Below are 17,774 nucleotides of genomic sequence, written 5' to 3' on the forward strand. Positions count from 1 at the left end.
AAAAGATGGGAGTATTAGAGCCGGGAGTTGTCTGATAAATAGTAGAAGAATTTACTTTAGAATTAAGTTATGTAATTAAGAGATAAGTAACATGCAATATTACAAGACTCAATTTATAGTAAATTTTTGTAGATTATTACAGTAATTTTTATATGTTATATTTTAATTTTATAATATGCTAGACAAAAATATAATTTATTCATATAAAATCATAATAAATATGGTTATTGGCATTTGACAACAATTAAAAACAGCAGTAATATAAATTTGGTAAATACCAATAATAATGAGGAGATGATTTTATGTCAACATGTGATACATGTCCATCCAATGGTGGATGCAGTAAAGATAAAGGAAGTTGTGGAGTAGAAAACAATCCTTTAAACAATGTTAAAAAAATTATTGGAGTTATGAGTGGAAAAGGTGGCGTTGGTAAATCATCCATGGCTACTTTGATAGCAAGACAATTAAAGGAAAAAGGATATAAAGTAGGGATTTTAGATGCAGATATCACAGGGCCAAGTATACCAAGACTTCTTGGAATTACAGGACAAAAAGCCATGGGGGATGGTAAAAATATATATCCTATTGAATCTCAAGAAGGAATAAAGGTTATGTCGTTAAATCTACTAGTAGAAAATGAAGAAGATCCTGTAATTTGGAGAGGTCCTATGATTGGTGGAATGGTTAAGCAGTTTTGGACAGATGTGATTTGGGGAGAATTAGACTATTTAGTAGTTGATATGCCACCAGGAACAGGAGACGTNNTAATGCAAGATATTCCGATAAATGGAATAGTAATGGTATCTGTTCCTCAAGATTTTGTATCTATGATAGTTGCAAAGGCAGTTAACATGACTAGAAAATTAAATATAAAAGTTTTAGGTGTTATTGAAAATATGAGTTATATTAAGTGTCCTGATTGTGATAAAAAAATTAAATTATTTAATGGAGAAGATACAGAAAAGTTCTTGAAAAATCTAGATTTAAATCTTTTAGGTGAATTACCTATGATAAGTAGTATAAGCAATTTATCAAAAGATGAAGAGCATCAAGAGGAATTAAAAAACATATTTAATAAAATTGTTGAAAACATAATCAATAATTTATAAGAGTAAGTATAATAGATAATTATTGTAACCTTTTTATAAATTATTGTATCATTATATCAGTTTATAACAGTATAAAAATTTATAATATAAAAACTATCTTAAGTCTTTGATTTGAGATAATTTTTATATTTTTTGTTTTAAATCTAAGGATTAAGTTACATTGTTATATAAGAGATAAAAAGTTATATAAGAGATAAAAATCTAAAAACTAAAATAAAAAATAATTATTATATAAATAAAAAAATATATAATAGAGAAACTATAAATAAACATATTTTTAAAAACATTGGTTTTATTAGTATTTAGAGTGAATAATTGTTATTCATTAATGAATATAATAAACTTTAGGAGGATTTCTATGTTCAATGGTACATTGATTGAGTGGATAGGTTATTTAGCATCTATACTAATTACAATTTCTATGTTTATGAAGGAAATATTTAAGCTAAGATTTATTAATTTAATGGGATGTATATTATTTGTAATATACGGGTTGATTATTGGAGCATATCCTGTAGCTATAGCTAATGCAATTATAGTTTTTATAAATCTATATTACTTATATAAGTTATTTAGAGAAATGAATACTAAAAATAACATTTAAATTTTAATATAACAATAAAAGTTAAGCTATAGTGAAATAGAAAAGTTACACTATAGCTTTAAATATAGAATTAAAAAGTAAATTTTCTATGTAAATTCATACTAAGTTTACATAGAATTAATTTACAGATAATTTAAAGTATAGTATATTTATCAGAGAGTTTATAATTATTATTTAAGGAGGATATTGGATGTTAAAGGATGAAGAAAATATAAAAAGTGATAATGAAAGTATAGAAGAGGAAAATGTAACAGAAGAAAATATAGCTGAAACACAAGAAAACATGGAAGCAACTTTAGAAAATGAAGAAGTATTAGAGCATATAGATGAAGCTGAAAAGCTAGAAAAGTGTTCTAATGAAAATGTTAAAAAGAAAGGTGGATTTCTAGCCAAACTAGGTGCTAATATAATTGATCAGAGCATAAGTTTATTAGTAAGTTTTGCATTGCTCTATTTATTTAATTTAATATTAATGCCTTTTGGATATAAATTTGGAGACAAAGTATTAGGATTTTTAGTAATATATGTAATTGTAAATATTTTATATGGTATTATAATGGAAGCTACTAAGCTAAAAACAACTATAGGAAAATCTATTTTAAAATTATAGTAGTGAAAACGTGTCTATGTTTAGATGCGTTTTTTATTTATGGAGAAAAAAATAGACACCATGTTAAAGTATATATTTTGCTGAAGCAAATGCTATAATAAGAATAAATTAAGAAGTTATTATTGAGAAAATTATTATTAATAATTAATGTTTTAAGCTGGAGGATTAAATATAAATGAATAGAATCACTACAATAAAGAATAAGAAAATTACAATCTTAGCAACTACAGATATACACGGAAACATTTTAGGATATAACTATGATAATGGTGAAAGCTTTAATGATAGCGGAATGAATCGTATTTATTCTTATATAAAGCAAGTAAAAAGTGAAAATCTTAATACTTTGGTAGTGGATAATGGAGATATAATTCAAGGAAATACGTTAACAGATGAAATGTATAATAATAAGAAGGATGAAAATCATCCTGTGATTTCTGCTATGAATTTTATGGGATATGATGCTATGGTATTGGGAAATCATGAATTTAATTTTGGACTTGATTTAATAAAATCTCTTGAAAAGCAAAGTAACTTTCCATTTCTTTCAGCAAATGTAGAATATAGAGAAAGTGGTGAAGACTTTGTAAAGACACATACAATTATAAATTGTGGTGGAGTGAGAGTTGGAATTATAGGGTTAACTACTCCTAATGTACCAAGATGGGTAGGAAATCTAGTGAAGGATCTAAATTTTTACGACCTTGGTGAAACTGCCTATAGGTATGTAAGTGAAATTAGGGGTAAAGTAGATATTATAATGGTTATGGCTCATGCAAGCATGGTTTCAGAACATGATAAGAAGAATGAAAGAGATGCAGCTGAAAAAATATTGAGATTATGTCCGGAGATAGATGTACTAGTAGTTGGGCATTTTCATATAACAGTAAAAGAAAAAAGAGGAAAAATGCTCATTGGAGGGGCTACAGATAGTGGACAGGAAGTAATTCGTTTTGATTTAACCTTGGACAATAATAATCATGTTATAGATGGACAAGTGAAAGTTGTATCCATGAAGGAGTATTATCCTAGTGAAGAGTTAAGTGAATTACCAGTTATTAAGAAAGCACATGAAACAACTATGGATTTTGTCACAGAAGTAATAGGAGAAGCCACAGAAGATTTTCAACCAAAGGATGAGATAAACTTTATACCAGAAGGACGGCTTAGAGATACTCCACTTATAGAATTTATAAATAAGGTTCAGCTTATAAATTCTGGTGCAGATATTACATCAACTTCTTTAATTAGGGATGATAGTAATATAAAAAAAGGTGTTATTACTTATGGACATATTTTCAATATATATAAGTTTACTACTTTTCTTTATGTAGTAGAAGTTACTGGGAAAGAGTTAAAGAATTATATGGAATGGGCTGCTTCCGCTTATAATCAGTGGAAGCCAGGAGATATTTCTATAAGCTTTACCATGGATATTCCAGGATATCAACATGAATTTTTTGCTGGATTAAATTATAAAGTAGATATTTCTAAACCAATAGGTCATCGAATTGTAGATTTAATATTTAAAGGTGAGTTAGTGAAAGAAAATCAAGTATTAAAATTAGCAACCAGTGATTATTGCTATTTTGCAAATTTAAAAGGTAGGAAGCTAGCAAAGAATAATTATATATGGAAATCTTCTAATACAATTAGAGATATGATAGTAGAGTATATTAAAAATCAAGGTATTATATCTCCACAAGTGGATAATAACTGGGAGATAACTGGGGTTAATTTAGAGTCACCATATAAAGGGCGAATAATTAAATTAGTCAATGAAGGTATTATTGAATTACCTTATAATAAAGCTTTAAATATAGACAAACTTAAAAAGTTACGTTTATTAGATATGAAGTAGGAATATTTGTGTTGACTATATATATTTATTATGGTAAATTATACTTGTAATTTTAAATTTAGGAAGGGGACAATGAGATGTTGATTAGAATCAATTGTTAGTTAAATTTTCGAGAAAAGAAAATATTTAATTTGAAAGAGGTTTTGTTTACGTTATAAGTCTATAGTACATCTATGGGATTTTTTGTGATACTTCTTTTTAATACAATTGAAATGAAATCGATCTTATTGAGCTATTTCTAAATTTTACTTAATTATTGTAATAAGCCTTGCTTAAGACCTAAGTCTTAAGAAGGGTATTATATAGGATTACTTTTAGTGAATTCCACAATTATTTATGTCTTTAATTATTTAGTGATTTACAAGTTGTCCTAACTTTATAATAATATTGGTTAATATATATTTTATAAATGTAAAGAAGTACTTAAAGTATGACTAAATATGGTAACATACTTAATACTTTACTGTGTCTTTGAATTTATAGGATGTATAATAATATGAAACTTTGTCTATATATACTGGGTGAAGTAGATAATATATACTAAATTAGAGATTAGTATATTAACTAAGTAAAATAAAAATGTTAGATTTGGCTGTAAGAGAGAGATTCTTTCTTACAGCTTTTTTGTTGCTCAATAAGGGGATTTCTAAAAAAGTAAAAAGATAAAGTAGAAAAAGGGGGATTTAATAGTGACTTATTATGAGGATAAGAAAATTAGGATAAGAGATATAGAAAAAGGAGATATCATTAATTTGTTTTCTTGTAGAATTGACAAGGAAATTAGTAGGTATGATCCAAGACCTATACCAAGTAATAGTAGGGAATTAATTCAAGAATGTAAAATCTATTGTGATAACTTTGAAAGAAATGTGATCAATGATAGATTAGAAGATCGAATGTATAGGTATTTTATAATCACCGATAATGATGAAAATTTTATAGGTTTTGTCAACTTCTTTAGTATAGATACAGTTGCAAAGCAGGGGGAAATGGGAGTTACCATAGGTGATAAAAGATATTGGAGGAAAAGCATAGCTTATGACTCTATCAAGATAGCCATGAACTATATATTTAATACCATGGATATAAATAGAATATATGTGGAGATTGAAGAAAATAATAAGCCATCATTAGCACTATTTAACAAGCTAGGATTTAAAAAATGTGATGAGTATATGGAAGATGGAGAATTTAAATTTATAGTAATGGATATTCAATCTCATAATGATTAAATTTTAAATAGTTTAATATACAGAAATTTACCTATGCAACTATTTAAATATAGAACTATACAACTAGTTAAATAGTTCTTCTGCTCATGAGGGTTTGTGGGATTTGGTTATTTAGATGATTTAGTAATTCTATATACAAACATAAAGAAGTAACGTATTAGAAATGTAAATTTAGCTAGTAGTAAATAGTTAAATTCAGTAGGTTTAGATAAAGAATAAATTAAAATATACTTAAATTGAAGGGGGAAGCCATTGAGGTATCTATTAGATAACCTTATTGCTAAATTAATTATGAAGAATAAAAAAATATTAAGTCCAATGATATTAAAACTTGAAGAGGATATGAATTCTGGAAATGATAATGCTATAGATATATTTTGGGAAAAGATCGAAAGAGAAGGGGCGCCTCTTATTGAAGACATAGAGGGGGATGAAGAAAATTCAATTGTAACTGTAATTTGGAGACAGGATAGAGAAATTGATAATATATTTGTTTTCAGTGAAATCTTTGGAGGATGGATGTTCGGAGAAGGCGATAAAAAAACTAATTTATATAGATTAGGTAATAGTGATTTATGGTATAGAAGTGCTATTTTATCTAAAAAAGCTCGTTGTTTATATACATTGATAGCAAATGTTAATGAAGAGTATGAATGGAGGGATGAAGATGTAATCATAGATCCTCTTAATCCTAAAACTTATACACCTGTAAGAGATGAAGAAAATCCAGAAGATATAGCGCTTCTTGTACCTACCGAAAATATAATTGAGATGCCTGAGGCTAAAGAAAAAATATGGACAAAGGAAAGAACTGATAATAAAATAGGAAAAATTCATATGTCTAGATTTAAATTTAAGTCAGATAAAAAGGAAAGAAGAGTTTGGATATACACCCCTTATGGATATGAAGAAGATGGAAGTGATAACAATCTAATGGTGTTTACTGATGGATGGGAATATATAAACTTAGTAGAAGCTCCTAAAATACTAGATAATATCATAGGTGATAGGCATATAAGTCCTACCTGTGCTGTATTTATTGAAAGCTCAGATAATAGAGCAAAAGAATTAATTTGTAATAATGAATATTTTGAATTTATTACAGAAGATATATTACCATGGGTTAGGGAAAATTATAAGGTGACAAAAAATCCTAAAAATACAATTATTACAGGATTAAGTTTAGGTGGACAATTTGCAGCTTATGCAGCACTTAATGGATCTGATGTATTCGGAAATGTTCTATCACAATCAGGAGCCTTTGCATGGTTTATTAATGATAAGGGAGAAATACAACTTGATTCTGAGGGAAATAGTAAACTAATAGAGGAATACAAGGATTCAGAGGTATTACCTATAGACTTCTATTTAAATATGGGAAGCCTAGAGGGATTTTCAAAAGGTCATGTGGAGGCAAACAACAGAATGATAGCTACATTAAAAAGTAAGGGATACAATGTAACTTCTGAAACTTTTATAGGTGCTCATCTCTATTATGATTGGCAAGATAATCTAGCAAATGGAGTAAAAGCTTTGTTAGTAGATAAACAATAAAGAGGTTAATTAAATAAAATTATTAGATAATTTTCATTATTAAAATGATTTGAACAGATACTTAAGGGGGATATAGTACATGAAATTTCAAAAGTGGTCAAAGGAAATATTAAGTTATGAATTAAGGGATGGATATAGACTAGAAAGGGCTGATAATAAAGAGTTCACTGATTACTATACAGTTTACTCACAGATGAACATTGCTAATGGCTTCTTTAAGAAAAGTTATGACGTAATGAGAACTGTAGTTGATGATGAAGATGAATGCTTTTGGATTATTAAAGATGATAAAAAAATAGGTGGAGTGTTTATAGAACCTAATAATATATCAGAATTATTCATTATACCTCCCTATTCAAATGTAGATTTATTATTAGAAAGACTTAAAGAAATTCTAGTTTTTTGGTCAGATACTACAAAGGATATACTTGCAGATATAGTACAACCATCTTTAGTTGAAAATTATGAGAAAATAGGATTCAAAAAAGTTGAAAGCGGTAGGTGGATGATAAGACCGACAGAAGAATTCAATATTATGTGGGGAGAAGAATATTGTATAAATTTACCTAAAAGAGAAAATCAAGGGGAAATAGGAAAGTTACTTCATGAGTCTTTTGAAAGCAATGTGAATCTTCATAGCAGTTATGCCCTAGATGAATATACAGATTGGGTAAAAGAATACTTTGATGATTATTTAGACAATGACATGCTAAATAGAGCTTCTACCCTTGTATATGATGGGAATACTAATGAGCTAGTGGGAGTTTGCTATGTATCACTTTGGCAGGAATGGCCTTTAATATCTCAGATAGCTGTTAAACCAAGCTATGAAGGCAGAGGTATTGGAACTAAAATGCTAAAAAAGGCACTTACTATTCTAAAGAAAGAATATCCTGTAGTTAGGCTGTATGTTGATATAGGAAATGAAGCTGAGCAGGTTTATGAGAACTTAGGGTTTTTAAAGGGACTTGAGTTATCTCAGATGAAGTTAGCTTAGATAAATATATTATAGTAATTAATTAAATGGTATAAGGAATAATATCGTATATGATTCAAAATTATGAAATAAAGCTAAGTGATAAATTTATGTAGTGGGGGAGCAGATTTATGAATGAAATAAAAGATAGGTTAATTCAATTTATGAATGATTATAACAATAATAATATAGAGGATTTAAATGAATTTATTGATGAATATTTCATTAAAGAAAAAGATACAAGCCTAATTGGAGCCGGACTGGACGATTGGTACTTTGGAGTTGAAGAAATTAAAGAATCAATAAAAGATTACTGGATAAGAGAAGATAAATATTTAAAAAATATAAACTTGAACTTGGAGAACTCTGTAATATTCATAGAAGAGGAAGTAGCGGTAATAGCTACTGGTGGTAGAAGTGCAATGAATATTAAAGAACAGCATATGTATGAAAATATGATGTATAGACTAAAAAAAGATTTAAAGAGATCTGATGTAAGAAAAGAGGAATTAATGCAATTTGCCTATGAGATTTCAAGAGGCTTTTTTGAAGCAAACTTAGGTGAAAATTATATTTGGCCGTTTCGATGTACAGTTTTTATGATTAACAGGCAATCAAAGTGGATGATAAAACATATTAATTTCTCCTTTGGGGGAGTAGACTATGAAAAAGTGTTTGCGCATGAAGATATTCCTAGAAAGTTTAGAAATATAAATATAATAGATAATTGTGGAGATGAAATTTTAAAGATAAGAAAAGCAATTTCAATACTTCAAGAAGCATATGAACTTAGAGATGTATCACTAATTGATAAATATGTAAAAGAATTATTTACAAGTAGAAATAAAATATTTATTTTTGGAGCTGATGAAGGAGAAAATTTCAGTGGTCATGAAGGAGTTTATAGACTATTAGAAGGAGATTGGAAGTATTGGGGAGATTTTAATCTTAATGAAGAGAATTTATACATTGATGTTCATGATAACATTGCGCTAGTATATTCAAAAGCTTTTCTAAAATATTCATCAGATATACAAGAGATCTATGATAGTTTAGGAGATTTATTTCATGAACACCTATTACCAGTTGAGAAATCAATTGAAGAAAAATTGTTAAAGATGCTATGGAAAATAAATTATAGACTATATGATGCTGAAAGAGGAAAAGTTTATTTAGTACCTATGAAGTTTACAGCAATATTAGTTAAGGAAAAAGAAAATTGGAAGTTTCAACATATTCACTTTTCAGATATTGTAGATGAAATGCCAAAAGAAAGAATTATATAATCATTTAAGGCAAATAGATAGATAGGGAAGTTAATCAGAAAGTAGGTAATAGGATGAGTGAAAATTATGAAATAGAAGAAATGAGGAGTTTTTTCAATTTAAGGGCCGAAGGATATGAAAAGCATATGGAAGAATCCATAAATTCCTTTGAAGAATACTACAAGCTAGTTTCTTTTACGTTAAAATACACTGAAGAAGTTATTGAAATCCTTGATTTAGGCTGTGGTACAGGCCTTGAGTTAGAAGAAATATTCAATAAGGCGCCTAATGCTAGAGTAACTTGTATAGATTTATCTGAAGAGATGCTAAAAATCTTCATATAATTTTTCAAAAGGGTGAACACCTAATTTATGAGGTAAAGTAAAGATATTAATATAAATTCACATATGTAAGATAAAATGGAAAGAGGATATTGGGTTTAAAAATATTGATTAACATCCGTAGTCTAATATTACGTAAAAAATTAGACTATAGATGTTAATCATAAAATAAGTTAATTGAAGAAATGGTTTCAACATAATCAATTGAAAGGGGTGATGACAATGAAGTTGCCAATAAAAGATTACTTTGGATTATTATATAAGTACTTAAAAAAGCAAAAAATTATGGTAATACTACTATTTTTAATATTAGTTACTAACTTAGTAATACAATTAGCAAATCCACAAATATTGAGATATTATATTGATGCTGTAACAGATAATTTGGGCAGCGAAAATTTAGTAATAGCAGCTCTGTTATTTATAGCTTTTGGAATTATAAGGCAAGTATTTAAAATTATATCAACTTATATTAGTGAAAAGGTTGGATGGAGAGCAACTAATGCATTAAGAGGAGATTTAATAGAGCACTGTATAAACTTAGATATGGATTTCCATAAAACACATCAATCAGGAGAGATGCTTGAAAGGGTTGATGGAGATGTAAATGCTCTATTTAGTTTCTTCTCCACTTTTGTATTGCAATTTATATCAAATTTAGGACTTTTAATAGGAATAATTTTATTGCTATATAAAGAAGATTGGAGGATTGGATTAACATTAACCATGATTGCTATTTTGGATATGGTTGTAATGAAATATATAGAAAAACATTCATCAAAGCATTGGGAAAAATCAAGGGAATATAGTGCACAGTTGTATGGTTTTTTAGGGGAACACATTACTAGTGTGGAAGATATAAATACTTGTGGCAGTAAAAATTACACTATGAATAGTTTATATAAATTATTCAGAAAAATGCTGCCTGTTGAAATAAAAGCCAGTTTAGGCCACTATTATATGTGGATAGCTAACATAATTGTCTTTGCATTAGGTAATGCTGCAGCATTAATACTTTCAGCGTATTTTTATGGGAATTCATTAATAACCTTTGGTACTGTATATTTAATATTTCACTATGTTGAGCTTATGGCTAATCCACTAGAAGAAATCAGATCACAGATGCAAAAACTTCAAAGAGCTGAAGCGAGTATTAAGCGTATAAAAGAGCTTTTGCAAATTAAAAGTACAATAAAGTACGGCGATAATGGTCTAAATAGTAAAGATTCTATTGATGTAGCTATAGATGGAGTTTCATTTAGTTATGAAGATGGAGAAGCTGTACTTAAAGATATAAATATTAATATAGAAAAAAATACTATTTTAGGAGTACTAGGTCATACAGGGAGTGGTAAAACTACCTTAGCTAGGTTAATTGTAAGGATATACGATGTATGCAATGGAACTATTAGATTTAATGGAGAGGATTTAAAGAGCTTCACTAAAGAAAGTTTAATGGAAAATATTAGTTATGTTACTCAAGAAGTACAAATTTTTCATGCAACAGTTAGAGAAAATCTCACACTCTTTAATCCTAGTATTAAAGATGAAACTATACTTAATATCATTAAAGATATTGGATTAATGCCATGGCTTAATAATTTACCCCAAGGGCTAAATACTATTCTAGATAATGGTGGTAGTGGCTTATCTTCAGGAGAAGCTCAACTTCTCGCTTTTGTAAGAGTGTTTCTTAAAAACCCCAAATTAGTTATTTTAGATGAAGCTACTTCAAAACTTGATCCAATCACTGAAGGACTTATAGATAATGCACTAAATAAACTGTTGAAAAATAGGACTTGTATAATTATAGCTCATAGACTTGGAACAGTTGGGAGAGCAGATAGCATTTTGATTCTTGAAGAAGGAACAATTGTAGAGTACGGCAATAGAAAGAAACTTTATAAAGATAATAATTCAAAATTTTATAATTTACTACAAAAGGGTATGGAGGAGGTGCTGGCATGATAAAAAGTAAAAAGGAGAAAATTCCAGTGCTTGAGTATATTGGTAAGATGATAATGTATAGACCATGGTATTATTTACTCAACTGCTTTTTATGGATAACAATTCATATGTTTCCACTGATACCGGGTTTAATTACTAAGAGATTTTTTGAAGTCTTAGAGAAAAGTGGAGGGTTGAATAGTGAAATTCTAAGCCTTATGGCATTAATTTTAGTAGTAGCATTAACTAGATCAATTATTATAGCTATGGGTGGAAGAGTAGATGCTAACCATAGATTTTCTATGAGTGGATTACTTAGAAGAAATCTACTAGAGTGTATTATAAATAATCCATTAATTGAAAATAAGACTTCTTTAGGTGAGTCTATGAACTGTTTTAGAGATGATATAGAAGAGATTGAGACTGTTATAAGCTTCACCTTAGATATAATTGGGGATGGATTATTTGCTTTAGGAGCACTAATTATTTTATTAACCATAAATGTAAAGGTAACTTTATTTATTTTTGCTCCTTTAGTTATAGTAATATTATTATCACAAAAGGCTATGAAGTATATTTCAAAATACAGGACTACTGCGAGGGAAGCAACTGGTGATGTATCAGGGGCTATCGGGGAAATATTTACTGGAATACAAGCCATAAAGATATCTGGAAGTGAGAAGTATATAATTAATAATCTAAATAATCTTAATGAAAAAAGAATGAAATATATGGTGCGCGATAAGATTTTTGTAAATATCATGGATGCTATATATGAAAATGCTGTAACTATTGGTACTGGATTTATATTGCTATTAACAGGTAAATATATGCTGGAAGGGAGCTTTTCAGTAGGAGATTTTTCACTATTTCTATATTATCTTCCCTTTGTAGCTGATTTTGCAGGCTTCCTTGGAGAAATTTTTGCTAGGTATCAGCAAGGTGGAATTGCATTTAAGAGAATGTTTAAACTCTTAGATGAAAATATGGAAAAAGAGTTATTAGCTCATAATTCATTATATCTAAAAGGTGAATTAATTGAAGAGAAATGTAAACAAGAAGATATAGAATTTAAGAGTTTAGAGATTAAGGAGCTAACTTATAAGTATAATGAAACTAGTGGTATAGAAAATATTAACTTAAGAGTAAATAAGGGTGATTTCGTAGTAGTTACAGGAAGAATTGGAGCAGGGAAGACAACTCTTATAAAATCTATTTTAGGAATGTTACCTGTAGATAGTGGGAAAATCTATCTAAATAATGAAGAAGTTAAAAATAATAGTGAAAAGCTAACACCTCCAATAGTAGCTTATACATCTCAGAATTCTAACCTATTTAGTGATACTATTAAAAATAATGTTCTTTTAGGACTAAAGGATGAAGGAGAAAAATTGGAGCAAGCTATATATTCAGCAGTTTTAGATAGGGATATTAAGAATTTTAAGGATGGAATAGATACCTTGATAGGTTCTAAAGGAGTAAAACTTTCCGGAGGTCAAAGACAAAGAGTAGCTGTGGCAAGAATGTTTGCAAGAAAGGCTGATTTATATGTCTTTGATGATATATATAGTGCCTTAGACATAGAAACAGAAATAAAGCTTTGGGATAGGATGTTTGAAAGGAAAAATATAACGGCCTTAGTAGTTTCTAATAGACATGTAGCCTTAAAGAATGCAGATAAAATTTTAGTTATGAAGGATGGAAAAATTGAAGGACAGGGAAAACTTGAAGAACTTCTTAAAAACTGTGAAGAAATGAGGCAGATATGGGGCCTTGAAGCTTAGAAGATAGCCTATATAGAAGAAGTTTCTGAACATCCAAAGTTAGACTTTATTTACCTATTGAATAGAAGGAAGGAGATTAATTACATGTTTAATTAATCTCCTTCCTTTTAAGCATTTTATACTGAGTTAAATATAATATATTTTATAAGATATATTCCATATGATAATCAAAGGGCTCAAGACTATATAGCTTTTTATTTACTTCTTTAGTTAGTATACATCCCATACACCTATAAAAGGTTTGAGCATTTTCACAAGATGAGGCAGAGATATAAACTTTACTAGCCTTTAATTCTCTAGCTTTATCAATACACATGTTAAATAGTGTTTTCCCAATACCTTTATGGCGGTGGCTGTTTGTAATGTGAAGATTGGACAATTGAATATATTGTTTTTTACTCCCAAAGAATTCATTTTCTAGGGAAGCAAATCCTACTAATTTACTTTCATCAAAGGCTGCAAAAACTGAACCCCCTTTTTCAAATGTAGATTTTAATTCATTACATATGCATAATAGCTCATTATTATCCCAATTCTCTTCATAATAGATATCTTTTAGATACTCACTTCCATCATCTCTTAGTCTCCAAGCTCTGTGTATTTTCTCATGTCTATCAAAATCCTTTAATAGTTCAGGAACTAAGTCAGTTATTTTTAATTCTTTATATATCATTATTTATTTCCTTTCATAACTTATATTAATAGATTATTTACTATATAAGGTATCTAAATGAGATAATTTATTTGTATAAATTATTCTATGACAACAGCTAGTTATCTGCCAGTGGTGTATTCCAGTATCACCTGTAGATATAAAAAGTTGTGAATTTATAGGAAGCTCAAGAAAACTTCTAAAAAGCATATTTATAATGCCACCATGAGCAACAATGGCTATAGTAGAATCAGAGGAGTTTTCGCTAACTATCTTTGATAATATGGATTCAGCCCTAGCTCTGAATTCTATCATACTTTCCATTTCATACATAGATGTGTGAGGCCATCTTATAGCAGGTTCAGGATAGCGTTCATTTGCCTCTTCTCTAGATAACCCTGCTAATAGTCCATTATTAAATTCCATAAGTCCATTTTCATATATAATGGGAATGTTAGTAGCATTAGATAATATTTTAGCAGTTTCACTAGCACGTTTTAACGGACTGGAATAAATTTTATCAATATTATAATTAATTGATAAAAAATTTGACATAGCTAAACCTTGCTTATTTCCAAGCTCTGTTAATGGAAAATCTGCTCTTCCTTCATGAACATTTAATATGTCTGCTTCTGATTGACCATGTCTAATTACAATGATATCCAAATTTATAGTTCCCCCTCATAATTAATTTAAGGTTATAAAATAATTATATAATATAAATAAAATGAATTATATGAATTTTTAGTTAAATATAATTGCAATTAAGTGGCTATTCATAGGTGAAGAATAATAAATTTTTAAATAAATTAAAATTTATATATAGATTATATTCATTTATTAACCTGGAAAAGGGTAACAATTATAGCATTTGTTATAGTTAGTAGAAAAATTTATGGAAGAGAGGAACGTTATTATAAGTAAATAATATGAAATTATTAATTATTATAGAATCATAGGAAGTGTTCTACTAATAAAAAATTCTATATTTTATGTTATAAATAAATAATAAGGGAATTAAAAGGAGTGATACTAATGAAGAGAAAACTTATTACATTAATTATATGTGGAGCATTAGCAGGCACTGCACTGGTAGGATTAATTTTACAAAATAATTCTAAGTACATTAATAATTCAACAATTGAAAGTGTAGATGAAAAAGAAGACACAATAGAGGACAAGAGAAATGAAATTGCTTTGTCTGATGAAGTAGATGAAAAAGATAAAAACAGTAATGAAGAAATAAACCTTAGTAAAGATACTAGGTTATCTCGGGGTGGTGGACAAGCTGATAATTCACAAAATGATAAAAATGTAGTTAATAATGATGAAGGAAGTAATTTAGAGGAAAAAGAAAGTTCTAATACTACAGTTAATAATCAAGAAGAAATAACTGAAGGTAATTCTTATAGTAATACTGAAAAGTCATCGGTACCATCTCAGGAAAAAGTGAATACCCCATCTAAATCAACTTCACCTACTACAACAGTTACAGGTGATTTTTCATCGCAAATAGAACAACTTATATTTACAAAAGTAAATGAAGAGAGAGCTAGAGCGGGTATGAGCACCTTAAGTTACAGTAGTCTTATGGAAAAATATGCAAGAATGAAATCAAAGGATATGGGAGATAAAAATTACTTTGACCATAAAGATCTAGAGGGTGAGCTTATAACAATACAAATGGCTAGAGACGGTATTTCTTATAGATCTTGGGGAGAGAATATAGCTTATATAGGTGGAGTATCTGATATAAATGAACTTGTAAATCAATTTATGATAAATTGGATGAATTCACAAGGACATAGAGAAAACATACTATCCCCTAACTTTACAAGTATAGGTGTTGGTGTATATAAAGCTGGGAATAGATACTATGCTACACAGGAGTTTTATAAATAATAGTACAAGCATTAAAAGTTTCACTGTAAATATGTAATTAAGGATTAAATTAAAAAAGCACTAAGATAAAAAATATCTTTAGTGCTTTTATTTTACATAAAACATTTATTAAAAGTTATTATTCATTTGTTAATACTGTAAGTTTATTGTAATATATAATAAAGGTTAATCCGATGACTACCAGCNNCCATCTTTTTCAAAGTGGGAGTAAGAGCTGTTACGTCCCTGGATAACGATTTCCCCTAAAGGACAACGACTTCTAATTATCAAATAAATTGATACTAAGAACTCTGTTTATAGAGTAATCTAATATTGATAAGGAGTGAAATAATGAAAGTTAATTTTTATAAATTTAATGAAATAGATGATTATAAATTGAAATTTGCAGTAATAATGGCAAGATATATGAATCAATGGATATTTGTAAAGCATAAAGAAAGAGATACTTGGGAGATTCCAGGAGGACATAGAGAAGAGGATGAAAGTATAAAGGATACTGCAAATAGAGAATTGAGAGAAGAAACAGGGGCTATAAAATTTAAACTTAATCCTGTAAATATATACTCTGTTGCAAGGGAGAATAATGACACTGATGAATATGATGAATCCTATGGGGCACTTTTTTTTGCCGATATTAAAGAGTTAGGTCAACTTCCTAACTTAGAAATTGGGGAAATTTGCTTATTCGATAATCAACCTAAAAATCTTACTTATCCATTAATACAGCCTCATTTATTTAATAAAGTTAGTAGAATATATACTTTAGATGATAGAGCAAGATTAAATAAACCTATAAGCATTAGGTAGAAGGGAGTTAAAAAATGGGAAAAAACTTTGAAGATATGTTAAAATCAAATTATAAAAACAATAAAAGAAATGATTTAAACTCCATGGGACTTAAAAAACCCATTATGTTAATGGAAGGAGATAAAGTTGCAACTATAAGTCTATCTTGGGGCGGAGCAGGAGATGAAGATATTCTCTGGAGATATGAAGTAGGGAAAAAAAGACTCCAAGAAGATTTTGGGCTTCAAGTTATGGAAATGAAGACAACTCTTAAGGGTACAGAATATGTATACAATAATCCAGAAGAAAGGGCAAAGGATTTGATGGAAGCTTTTAAAGATCCTTCGATTAAAGGTATTTTTTCTTGTATTGGGGGCAATGAAAGCATAAGAATTTTGCCTTATATTGATTACGAAGTAATAAGAAATAATCCCAAAATCTTTATTGGTTATTCTGATAGTACAGTTACACATTTTATATGTATGAAGGCTGGAATTTCTAGTTTTTATGGACCTGCGGTACTTTCTGAATTTGCAGAAAATATAAAAATGTTTGACTATACTAAGTTTTATATAAATAGAGCACTATTTACTAATGATGTTATTGGTAATATTAGACCATCAGAAATTTGGACAAGTGAATATCTACCTTGGGAAGTAGAGAATAAATTTATTTCAAGAAAAGTAAATAAAAATATGGGATATGAATTATTGCAAGGAAGTGGAAAGGTTCAAGGACATTTAATAGGTGGTTGTATTGAGGTATTAGAAATGTTAAAAGGAACTGAAGTATGGCCAAGTAGTGACAAGTGGAAAGATGGAATATTGTTTTTGGAAACATCAGAAGATAAACCAGAACCTACTTATTTGGAATATTGGTTACGAAACTATGGTGCTCAAGGAATTTTACAAAATATAAATGGAATAGTTTTTGGAAAACCTTATGATAATGTTTATTATAATGAGTATAAGGAAGCATTTATTAAGGTCATAAGAGATGAATTGAAACTAAAAGATTTACCAATACTATTTAATGTGAATTTTGGACACACAGCACCTATGATTACAATTCCTTATGGAGCAAAGGCTGAAATAGATTGTGAAGAGAAGGATTTTTCAATAATAGAAAGTGGAGTTAGGAAGTGATAA

Annotated in this window: 16 protein-coding genes; 14 read left to right on the forward strand and 2 right to left on the reverse strand. The window is 28.5% G+C overall.

What is annotated here, in order from left to right; all coding sequences use genetic code 11:
• Window positions 1–302: 302 nt before the first annotated feature.
• From B2671_RS14655 to B2671_RS14705, 11 genes are all read left to right on the forward strand, one after another.
• Window positions 303–1,112 (forward strand): Mrp/NBP35 family ATP-binding protein, encoded by an 810-nt coding sequence (locus B2671_RS14655; protein WP_346871065.1) that lies wholly within the window; start codon window positions 303–305, stop codon window positions 1,110–1,112.
• A 307-nt stretch (window positions 1,113–1,419) separates the two neighbouring features.
• Complete coding sequence (locus tag B2671_RS14660; protein WP_414632640.1) at window positions 1,420–1,716, forward strand: YgjV family protein; 297 nt, start codon at window positions 1,420–1,422, stop codon at window positions 1,714–1,716.
• Between the two features lie 190 nt (window positions 1,717–1,906).
• Entirely contained in the window at window positions 1,907–2,326 is a 420-nt protein-coding gene (locus B2671_RS14665) for an RDD family protein (protein WP_346871066.1), read from the forward strand.
• 175 nt (window positions 2,327–2,501) lie between these two features.
• Complete coding sequence (locus B2671_RS14670; RefSeq protein WP_346871067.1) at window positions 2,502–4,187, forward strand: bifunctional metallophosphatase/5'-nucleotidase; 1,686 nt, start codon at window positions 2,502–2,504, stop codon at window positions 4,185–4,187.
• A gap of 689 nt (window positions 4,188–4,876) precedes the next feature.
• On the forward strand, window positions 4,877–5,419 hold the full coding sequence (locus B2671_RS14675; protein ID WP_346871068.1) for a GNAT family N-acetyltransferase: 543 nt from the start codon (window positions 4,877–4,879) through the stop codon (window positions 5,417–5,419).
• A 252-nt stretch (window positions 5,420–5,671) separates the two neighbouring features.
• Window positions 5,672–6,973, forward strand: coding sequence for an alpha/beta hydrolase (locus B2671_RS14680; RefSeq protein ID WP_346871069.1), 1,302 nt, complete (start codon window positions 5,672–5,674; stop codon window positions 6,971–6,973).
• 79 nt (window positions 6,974–7,052) lie between these two features.
• Entirely contained in the window at window positions 7,053–7,970 is a 918-nt protein-coding gene (locus B2671_RS14685; protein WP_346871070.1) for a GNAT family N-acetyltransferase, read from the forward strand.
• 110 nt (window positions 7,971–8,080) lie between these two features.
• Window positions 8,081–9,235 carry a hypothetical protein gene (locus B2671_RS14690; protein WP_346871071.1) on the forward strand — a complete coding sequence of 385 codons (1,155 nt, stop codon included), beginning with the start codon at window positions 8,081–8,083 and terminating at the stop codon, window positions 9,233–9,235.
• 53 nt (window positions 9,236–9,288) lie between these two features.
• Entirely contained in the window at window positions 9,289–9,558 is a 270-nt protein-coding gene (locus B2671_RS14695; RefSeq protein WP_346871072.1) for a methyltransferase domain-containing protein, read from the forward strand.
• A gap of 219 nt (window positions 9,559–9,777) precedes the next feature.
• On the forward strand, window positions 9,778–11,523 hold the full coding sequence (locus B2671_RS14700; protein WP_346871073.1) for an ABC transporter ATP-binding protein: 1,746 nt from the start codon (window positions 9,778–9,780) through the stop codon (window positions 11,521–11,523).
• Window positions 11,520–13,286, forward strand: coding sequence for an ABC transporter ATP-binding protein (locus B2671_RS14705; protein WP_346871074.1), 1,767 nt, complete (start codon window positions 11,520–11,522; stop codon window positions 13,284–13,286). Before B2671_RS14700 ends, B2671_RS14705 begins: the two co-directional genes overlap by 4 nt.
• A gap of 142 nt (window positions 13,287–13,428) precedes the next feature.
• On the opposite strand, the gene B2671_RS14710 is transcribed toward B2671_RS14705, so the two are convergent.
• Together B2671_RS14710 and B2671_RS14715 are read right to left on the reverse strand one after the other, a co-directional pair.
• Entirely contained in the window at window positions 13,429–13,959 is a 531-nt protein-coding gene (locus B2671_RS14710; RefSeq protein WP_346871075.1) for a GNAT family N-acetyltransferase, read from the reverse strand.
• Window positions 13,960–13,992: 33 nt separating this feature from the next.
• Window positions 13,993–14,604 carry a histidine phosphatase family protein gene (locus B2671_RS14715; protein ID WP_346871076.1) on the reverse strand — a complete coding sequence of 204 codons (612 nt, stop codon included), beginning with the start codon at window positions 14,602–14,604 and terminating at the stop codon, window positions 13,993–13,995.
• A 369-nt stretch (window positions 14,605–14,973) separates the two neighbouring features.
• On the opposite strand from B2671_RS14715, the gene B2671_RS14720 reads away from it, so the two are divergent.
• From B2671_RS14720 to B2671_RS14730, 3 genes are all read left to right on the forward strand, one after another.
• Window positions 14,974–15,840: a CAP domain-containing protein gene (locus B2671_RS14720; protein ID WP_346871077.1), complete on the forward strand. Its 867-nt coding sequence runs from the start codon at window positions 14,974–14,976 to the stop codon at window positions 15,838–15,840.
• A gap of 330 nt (window positions 15,841–16,170) precedes the next feature.
• Window positions 16,171–16,647: an NUDIX hydrolase gene (locus B2671_RS14725; RefSeq protein WP_346871078.1), complete on the forward strand. Its 477-nt coding sequence runs from the start codon at window positions 16,171–16,173 to the stop codon at window positions 16,645–16,647.
• Window positions 16,648–16,730: 83 nt separating this feature from the next.
• Window positions 16,731–17,771 (forward strand): S66 peptidase family protein, encoded by a 1,041-nt coding sequence (locus tag B2671_RS14730; protein ID WP_346871095.1) that lies wholly within the window; start codon window positions 16,731–16,733, stop codon window positions 17,769–17,771.
• Window positions 17,772–17,774: the final 3 nt, after the last annotated feature.

The sequence above is a fragment of the Clostridium sp. UBA5119 genome (genome assembly GCF_002414285.1).
Classification (GTDB): domain Bacteria; phylum Bacillota; class Clostridia; order Clostridiales; family Clostridiaceae; genus Clostridium_J; species Clostridium_J sulfidigenes.

What these genes read in the sequence shown, in the direction of transcription:
- B2671_RS14720 (WP_346871077.1), top strand. Translation starts at nt 14,974, where the DNA reads ATGAAGAGAAAACTTATTACATTAATTATATGTGGAGCATTAGCAGGC.
- B2671_RS14710 (WP_346871075.1), bottom strand. Translation starts at nt 13,959, where the DNA reads ATGATATATAAAGAATTAAAAATAACTGACTTAGTTCCTGAACTATTA.
- B2671_RS14730 (WP_346871095.1), top strand. Translation starts at nt 16,731, where the DNA reads ATGGGACTTAAAAAACCCATTATGTTAATGGAAGGAGATAAAGTTGCA.
- B2671_RS14705 (WP_346871074.1), top strand. Translation starts at nt 11,520, where the DNA reads ATGATAAAAAGTAAAAAGGAGAAAATTCCAGTGCTTGAGTATATTGGT.
- B2671_RS14690 (WP_346871071.1), top strand. Translation starts at nt 8,081, where the DNA reads ATGAATGAAATAAAAGATAGGTTAATTCAATTTATGAATGATTATAAC.
- B2671_RS14700 (WP_346871073.1), top strand. Translation starts at nt 9,778, where the DNA reads ATGAAGTTGCCAATAAAAGATTACTTTGGATTATTATATAAGTACTTA.
- B2671_RS14725 (WP_346871078.1), top strand. Translation starts at nt 16,171, where the DNA reads ATGAAAGTTAATTTTTATAAATTTAATGAAATAGATGATTATAAATTG.
- B2671_RS14695 (WP_346871072.1), top strand. Translation starts at nt 9,289, where the DNA reads ATGAGTGAAAATTATGAAATAGAAGAAATGAGGAGTTTTTTCAATTTA.
- B2671_RS14685 (WP_346871070.1), top strand. Translation starts at nt 7,053, where the DNA reads ATGAAATTTCAAAAGTGGTCAAAGGAAATATTAAGTTATGAATTAAGG.
- B2671_RS14670 (WP_346871067.1), top strand. Translation starts at nt 2,502, where the DNA reads ATGAATAGAATCACTACAATAAAGAATAAGAAAATTACAATCTTAGCA.
- B2671_RS14665 (WP_346871066.1), top strand. Translation starts at nt 1,907, where the DNA reads ATGTTAAAGGATGAAGAAAATATAAAAAGTGATAATGAAAGTATAGAA.